Source organism: Flavobacterium sp. (assembly GCF_035292545.1).
Taxonomy (GTDB): Bacteria; Bacteroidota; Bacteroidia; order Flavobacteriales; family Flavobacteriaceae; genus Flavobacterium.
Genome location: NZ_DATDPV010000027.1, coordinates 1 through 7,445, shown reverse-complemented (window position 1 = coordinate 7,445; position 7,445 = coordinate 1). Strand labels below are relative to the sequence as shown.

Here is a 7,445-nt window from a genome sequence, read left to right as displayed (position 1 = left end):
GGTAATCGTCTGATTTTGATCGATACCGGAATGGGCAACAAGCAATCGGAGAAGTTTTTTGGCTATTATTCGCTTTGGGGAACGCATTCGATGGACCAGTCATTGGCAAAATACGGTTTTCATCGCGATGATATTACCGATGTTTTTATGACCCATTTGCATTTTGACCATTGTGGCGGAAGTGTACAATGGAACAAAGAACGAACCGGTTATGAGCCCGCATTTAAAAACGCCAAATTCTGGAGCAATGACCTTCATTGGGAATGGGCCACAAAACCTAATGCCCGCGAAAAAGCTTCCTTTCTTTCCGAAAATATTTTACCGATGCAGGAAAGCGGCCAATTGAATTTTATCAAAAGACCTGAAGGGGATTTCTTAGAAAAATCGGAATTGGGTTTTGGCATATTCTTTGCAGATGGTCATACCGAGAAACAAATGATTCCACACATTCAATATCAGGATAAAACGATTGTTTTTTGCGCCGATTTATTGGCAACCGCCGGACATATTCCCATTCCGTATGTGATGGGTTACGACACGCGCCCGCTTTTGACATTGGATGAAAAAACAAAATTCATGAATGCCGCTGCGGACAATAATTACTACTTATTTCTGGAACATGATGCACACAATGAAATCATCACGGTCGAAAAAACAGAAAAAGGCGTTCGGCTGAAAGACCGATATAGTTGCGATGACATCCTAAAATAAAGTTAATTGTTATTTTATTTGTAACATTCTTAAAGTATTTTTGACTTATTATCTAAAATTAAAACCAATTATAAAATGAAAGTAATAAAACTAACCCATTTATCGCTAATTGCCGCTTTAGCGTTAACACTTTCTGCAAATGCACAAAGTGCTGATAAATCCGTTACTAAAAAAGGAAAACTTAGCGAAATTCAATTAAAAAGATGGAGTCATCTTGATTTAGTGAAAGATAGTATTCCAGGAATGAGTGTTGATAAAGCTTATGCCGAATTATTGAAAAATAAAAAAGGCGTAAATGTAATTGTTGGGATTGTAGATTCTGGTGTTGATATTGAACACGAAGATTTAAAATCAGTAGTTTGGATTAACAAAAAAGAAATAGCCGGAAACGGAATCGATGATGACAAAAACGGTTACATCGACGATATTCACGGTTGGAATTTTCTTGGGGATATTACCAAAGAAAATTTAGAATACGAAAGAATTCTAATGAACAAAAACCTTGTAGATGAGACCACTTATCTAGCTGCTAAAGCTATCAACGATAAAAAAATAGCGGACGGTACAAGAGGTAAAGCCCAAATGGAACAAATGACAATCGGAATTGCAAAAGCCGATGCCGTACTTGTAAAACATTTAGCGAAACCGGTTTATACTATTGAAGATCTAAATGCTATAGCTTCTCAAGATCAGGAAATAGTTCAAAGCAAGGCCATCATGCAACAAATGCTTTCTTATGGATTACCTGTTGAAGACCTGAAAAAAGAAATCAAAAAAGAACTTGACGGGTTTACAACTGTGATGAGTGGTGATAATTTGAAAACCAATTACAGAAAAGTGGTTGGTGACAATCCTAACGACATCAAAGACACCAAATACGGGAACAACAACGTTATGGGTCCGGACAAAAAAGGGATTCTTCACGGAACACACGTTGCCGGAATCGTTGCTCAAGTTAGAAACAACAATATTGGTGGCGACGGAGTTGCGAACAACGTTCAAATTTTGACAGTTCGTGCGGTGCCGGACGGGGATGAATATGACAAAGATATCGCTCTTGGAATTCGTTACGCTGTAGATAATGGTGCAAAAGTAATCAACGGAAGTTTTGGGAAAAGCTTTTCTCCACAAAAACAATGGGTTTATGATGCGATTAAATATGCTGAAAAGAAAGACGTTTTAATCGTTCACGCAGCTGGAAATGATTCAAAAGACATTGATGTTGAAAACAACTATCCAAATGATTCTGATGATAAAAAGACAGAGTTTGCTGATAACTTAATCACTATCGGAGCTTTGAATTTTGAATACGGAACCAATGTCGTTGCCGATTTCTCTAACATTGGAAAAATCAATGTGGATGTTTTTGCACCTGGTGTAAAAATTTACGCAACAACTCCGGATAACGCATACCAATACTTACAAGGAACTTCAATGGCAGCACCAAATGCAGCCGGTGTCGCAGCTTTGATTCGTTCTTATTATCCAAAATTGTCAGCTAAACAAGTAAAACATATTTTGATGGATTCAGGTACAGCAATCACTTCTGATGTAGTTTTTGGTGGAAATCCGGATGACAAACGTTCATTTGTTTCTTTATCAAAATCAGGAAAAATTGTAAATGCTTACAACGCTTTAGTAATGGCTGAAAAAATGTCTAAAAATACCAAAGGCACAAAAGCAAAAAGAAAAAAAGCAAAAAGATAATTTATCTTAAATAACATACATAAGCTTGTTGAAATTTAATATATTTCGGCAAGCTTATTTTATTTATAACACTTTTATATCATTATCAAAATGAAAAAAATCCTTTTACTAGCCATGCTTTCCTTAAGTTTTGGAAATGTATTGGCCCAAAAGTCAACTTATTGGCAACAAAAAGCGGATTACAAAATGGAAGTTGCCATGGATGTAAAAACCTACCAATACAAAGGAAAACAAGAATTGGTCTACACCAATAATTCTCCCGATACGCTGAGAAAAGTATTCTATCATTTGTTTCTAAATGCCTTCCAGCCCGGAAGCGAAATGGATATGCGTCTGAGAAACATCAAAGATCCTGACGGAAGAATGGTCAACAAAATAAAAGTTGGCGAAAAAGAAATAAAAGAAAGCAGAATTAAAAACTTAAAACCGAATGAAATTGGATTTCTGAGAGTCAGTAATTTCAAACAAGATGGTGTTGCCGCTACTGCAAAAGAGGTAGAAACAATTCTGGAAGTGACATTGGCCAAGCCTATTTTACCTGGAGAAAAAACCACTTTTACGTTGGATTTTGACGGGCAGGTTCCGGTTCATATCCGTCGTTCGGGAAGAAATAATGCCGAAGGAGTTGCCTTGTCAATGGCACAATGGTATCCGAAATTAGCCGAATTCGATTTCGAAGGCTGGCATGCAGATCCTTATATCGCAAGAGAGTTTCATGGGGTTTGGGGAAATTTTGATGTAAAAATTACCATCGACAAAAATTATATTTTAGGTGGCTCAGGATATTTACAAAATAAAAACGAAATTGGTCACGGCTATCAGGATGCAGGCGTTGTTGTAAAACACCCTAAAAAAACCAAAAACCTGACCTGGCATTTTATTGCACCGAATGTGCATGATTTTACCTGGGCAGCCGATAAAAATTACCTTCATGATGTGGTACAGGTTCCGAATGGAGCAACCTTGCATTTCCTTTATAAAAATAATCCGAAAATTATTGAAAACTGGAAAAATGTGCAATCTAAAACCGTGCAATTGATGCAGTTTTATAATAAAACCGTCGGGAAATATCCTTACGAACAATATTCTGTAATTCAGGGTGGCGATGGCGGAATGGAATATGCGATGTGTACTTTGATTCTTGGCGAAGGAACCTTTGAAGGATTACTGGGCGTTATTGCACACGAAATGGCGCATTCCTGGTTTCAGCATATTTTGGCTTCCAACGAAAGTAAACACGGTTGGATGGACGAAGGTTTCACCTCTTTCCTAGAAGATTTAGGCCTGAATGAAATTGCCGAGAAGAAAGCCGAAAACCCATTTACAGGTTCTTATGGCGGTTATTTTTCTATGGTGAATTCAGGTAAAGAATTACCACAAACTACCCATGCGGATCGTTTTGACGAAAACAGGGTCTACAGCATTTCATCTTACAGCAAAGGCGAAATATTCCTGACGCAATTGATTTATTTGATTGGGAAAGAGAATTTGATGAAAACATTAAAAAGATACTTTAACGATTTCAAATTCAAACATCCAACGCCAAACGACATCAAGAGAACCGCAGAACGCGTTTCCGGAGCTGAATTAGACTGGTATTTGACTGACTGGACCAAAACTACCAATACCATCGATTACAGCATTAAAGAAGTCGCTGCAAACGGAAACAATACAACCGTTATTTTAGAAAGAATCGGAAGAATGCCGATGCCAATGGATATTGTGGTCGAATATACCGACGGAACAAAAGAAGGTTTTTATATTCCGTTGCGCATGATGAGTTTTGTAAAAGAAAATCCATTTCCCGGCATGAAAAGAACCGTTTTGAATGACTGGGCATGGGGAAATCCTACTTATGAATTTATGCTTATTAAAAATAAAGCTTCCATAAAGAAAATCACCATTGACCCAAGCGGTTTGATGGCCGATATCAAAAAGGAGAATAATCTTTATGAAGTAAAGTAATATGAAAAGCCCTCTGAGAGGGCTTTTTTATTAATATAAATTTGAACAATTGATTAGCATTAAAGTTCTAAATTAGTCCTAAGCCTAACGCAAGAGAAATAATTATTAACATTATGGCAATTGTAATTTGCAGAAATTTTAAGGTTACTTTTTTCAAAAGTTTGTTGCCAATATAGGCTCCGATAATTGCAGATAAAGTGGCAGAAACCACTAAAGTTAAATTGTCCGTGAGTCCGGATTTTGAGAATCGTGTGGCATAAATACTTAATCGTGTAAAGTCAACAAGGGTAGAAACCACTACTGCGGTTGCTATAAATGCTTCTTTTGAAAGTCCGGCTTTAATTAAAAATGCAGTTCTTAGAGCGCCTTGATTTCCCGAAAGCCCGCCAAAAAAACCGCTTAAAGCCCCGCCAATGGGTAACTTCTCCCTTCCAAATTGTAGTTTGTTAAAATAGGGAATCAAGTCAATGCTGGCAAAAATGATTAACAAAATTGAAATTATAAACTTTACGGGGTAAACTTCAAACGTTTTTCCAAACATTTCATACGTGAAAAGTGGTTTTAAATCGGGTATGTTCAATAGCAGCCACGAACCTAAAATTGCGAAAAGCACTGCCGGAATTCCGAAACGCAGCAAAACCGTTTTGTCAGCATTTCTTCCGACTAAAATAATTTTAAAAAAGTTATTAAAAAAATGCACGATTCCGGTCAAACCAATCGCCACCTCAACCGGAAAGAAAATCATGAATACCGGTGTAAGAATTGTCCCTAAACCAAAACCTGAGAAAAAGGTCAAAATTGATACAATAAAAGCAATTATAGAGATGACAATTATTTCCATTTATTTTTTTAATTAATATGGGGAAATCATTCGGGAAAATCCGGAAACCAGCATTGCAAATCTATAATTTTAAAATCATTTTCATTGGACGTCTGAGTTAAATAATCTGTATGATATGGTGAATTAAATGCTCATCATAGTCTGTTCACAAAGTTAATAAAAACAGTAATCTTTGAAAAAAACCTGTCTGTTGAAGCTTTGATTATAGTGCCAATCTAAATCCAAAAACGGGAAGTTCTCCCTGCATGAAATCTAAATCTTCTGCTCTTTTAAACCCCAGACTTTCATACATTTTCCAAGCGGTCTGCATGGTCATTGTAGTATGAATAACCATTTGTTTGCGCTTTTTACCTTTAGCTTTTCTGATGCATTCGTTGGTTAAAAGCTTGCCAATTCCTTGACCTCTTATCGAAGGATCTACAGCCAATAATCTAAATCCTGAAGTGTTAAGTTCTTGGGTAGCCGTTCCGCCGGAGCCGTAATACTGCATATCGCCAAAATAAACGACGCCTCCTGCTATTTTACCATCAGAAGCAACAGCCACCAAGATTTCTGTTTCCGGTTTATGGGTTAACTCGCCAACATTGGCAAGCATTTTATAATAATTGGGCTGTTCTGATTCTTTTGGAAATCCTTCGAGTTGGGAATAGACTTCAACCATTAATTTACCGATTTCCTCAAATTCATCAGGTTTTGCGTTTCTTACCGTGTATTCTTGTTTACTCATGATTTTAGGTTTCGTTTAGAATGATTTACAGATAAAAATCTTGGCAATGCAAAATAGATGAAGTGTCTATTGTAAATTGTTTTTGTTAAACATTTCCTTTTAATTCATATTCAATTTCATCATCTTGCAAGTCTGCAATTTTAATAAAGTTAAGTCTTTCAAGAAGTTGTATTGCTTTGATGTTTTGTTTGGTTGTAATTGCCCAAACACGTTTTAGCCTGATTTTATTTAGTCCGAAGTCTATAGCTAATTGCATTGCTTGTGTCATAAAACCCAGTCCTCTAAATTGGGGTAATAAGACGCAGCCAAGTTCTCCATTTCCTTTGTCAAGGCCGCGATAATAGCCACAGGTCCCGATGATCTTATTGGTTGCTTTATCTACAATGCCCCAATGAATTGAATTACCGTCATTATAGTCCTTGTTGATTTTATCCTGCATTGCTGCCGCCTGTTCTAATGTCGTTGCCTGAATTGAATCGTAAAATGAAATTGCAATAAGGTCTTTAATGTCTGAAGGCAAAATTTGTCGCAATGAAATTTTATCGCCGGAAATATTTGGAAAAATATGGTATGGAGGTAATTTCATTTGGTCAGTTAAATGGTCTTTGAATGCTTAGTGATTAACGTATCTTGGCTTTCAAGCATTGGCAGGAAACATCACAAATATAAATGAAATTAGAGTTAACCGCGTTTTTTCGAAGGGAAAACAACTGAAGCCAATGATACAAAAAGCTGTTTTACGTTTTAATTGTCATTTTTAATTTCATTGCAATTTGAATTCAGTGTAAGCTTATCACTTTATTTCTTCAGTAAGCAACATTTCGGCACAAACAATCAGCCAATCTTTGCAATAACCCGATGTGAAAAAGAATGAAATTGAATTAGGTTCTTTTCTAATCTCATTTCTAATATTGTCATAGGAATTAGCTAACATTAACGTTGGATTATCCTTTAAATATTCATCCAGTTGGTTTAAAATAGAATCAGTATCATTTCTGGTTGTTATTTCATTAACAAGATTAAATGAAGAGATATCAGGAAGACTTTGAAAAATGACTCCATTAAATTTTAGTTCAGATAAAGCGTATGTATCCAAATGCCATTGTTTGACTACAATGGTTGTCTTTTTTATATCATTTTCGACCAGGATTTTTTCAATAATTCCGTCAAAACCTTCAGCCCCAATCAGATTTACATTATTAGATTTCATGTGATGTGATTTCGACGTTCAAAAATTGTATATAACTTGCCTCTAAAAGAATGTTTCTAACCAAAACCCTCCCAAGTCACTTCATGTTTCTTTTCGGTTATTAATAATTATTTTAAATTCACTTGCCAGGAAAGTCCATATTTGTCGGCAACCCATCCGAATTTTGTACTAAATCCATAATTGTCAATAGGCATCAATGCATTCCCTCCTTCCAGCAGTTTGTTGTAAAGGATGTTAATTTCTTCTTCGCTATCACAGTTCACATAAATAGAAACAGCCGGTGT

8 protein-coding genes are annotated in these 7,445 nt (G+C 36.1%); 3 read left to right on the top strand and 5 right to left on the bottom strand.

Going from position 1 to position 7,445, the window contains the following annotated elements; translation table 11 throughout:
- From VI621_RS04505 to VI621_RS04495, 3 genes are all read left to right on the top strand, one after another.
- The coding region (locus VI621_RS04505) for an MBL fold metallo-hydrolase (RefSeq protein WP_324217188.1) at positions 1 to 711 on the top strand (711 nt) is incomplete at its 5' end.
- Between the two features lie 75 nt (positions 712 to 786).
- On the top strand, positions 787 to 2,418 hold the full coding sequence (locus VI621_RS04500) for a S8 family peptidase (RefSeq protein WP_324217187.1): 1,632 nt from the start codon (positions 787 to 789) through the stop codon (positions 2,416 to 2,418).
- 90 nt (positions 2,419 to 2,508) lie between these two features.
- On the top strand, positions 2,509 to 4,383 hold the full coding sequence (locus tag VI621_RS04495) for a M1 family metallopeptidase (RefSeq protein WP_324217186.1): 1,875 nt from the start codon (positions 2,509 to 2,511) through the stop codon (positions 4,381 to 4,383).
- Positions 4,384 to 4,450: 67 nt separating this feature from the next.
- Here VI621_RS04495 and VI621_RS04490 read toward each other — a convergent pair whose 3' ends face one another.
- The 5 genes from VI621_RS04490 to VI621_RS14805 form a co-directional block, all read right to left on the bottom strand.
- Positions 4,451 to 5,224, bottom strand: a complete 774-nt coding sequence (locus tag VI621_RS04490; protein ID WP_324217185.1) for a sulfite exporter TauE/SafE family protein — start codon at positions 5,222 to 5,224, stop codon at positions 4,451 to 4,453.
- Between the two features lie 202 nt (positions 5,225 to 5,426).
- Entirely contained in the window at positions 5,427 to 5,951 is a 525-nt protein-coding gene (locus VI621_RS04485; RefSeq protein WP_324217184.1) for a GNAT family N-acetyltransferase, read from the bottom strand.
- Between the two features lie 85 nt (positions 5,952 to 6,036).
- On the bottom strand, positions 6,037 to 6,537 hold the full coding sequence (locus tag VI621_RS04480; RefSeq protein WP_324217183.1) for a GNAT family protein: 501 nt from the start codon (positions 6,535 to 6,537) through the stop codon (positions 6,037 to 6,039).
- Between the two features lie 207 nt (positions 6,538 to 6,744).
- The gene (locus VI621_RS04475; protein WP_324217182.1) at positions 6,745 to 7,161 is read right to left on the bottom strand and encodes a hypothetical protein; all 417 of its coding nucleotides are present in this window, start codon (positions 7,159 to 7,161) and stop codon (positions 6,745 to 6,747) included.
- A gap of 107 nt (positions 7,162 to 7,268) precedes the next feature.
- Positions 7,269 to 7,445 (bottom strand): VOC family protein (locus VI621_RS14805; RefSeq protein WP_414655483.1); only part of this gene is annotated, 177 nt, incomplete at its 5' end.

Excerpts from the sequence above, each read along its gene's own strand:
- VI621_RS04500 (WP_324217187.1), top strand. The coding sequence starts at position 787 with ATGAAAGTAATAAAACTAACCCATTTATCGCTAATTGCCGCTTTAGCG.
- VI621_RS04495 (WP_324217186.1), top strand. The coding sequence starts at position 2,509 with ATGAAAAAAATCCTTTTACTAGCCATGCTTTCCTTAAGTTTTGGAAAT.
- VI621_RS04490 (WP_324217185.1), bottom strand. The coding sequence starts at position 5,224 with ATGGAAATAATTGTCATCTCTATAATTGCTTTTATTGTATCAATTTTG.
- VI621_RS04485 (WP_324217184.1), bottom strand. The coding sequence starts at position 5,951 with ATGAGTAAACAAGAATACACGGTAAGAAACGCAAAACCTGATGAATTT.
- VI621_RS04480 (WP_324217183.1), bottom strand. The coding sequence starts at position 6,537 with ATGAAATTACCTCCATACCATATTTTTCCAAATATTTCCGGCGATAAA.
- VI621_RS04475 (WP_324217182.1), bottom strand. The coding sequence starts at position 7,161 with ATGAAATCTAATAATGTAAATCTGATTGGGGCTGAAGGTTTTGACGGA.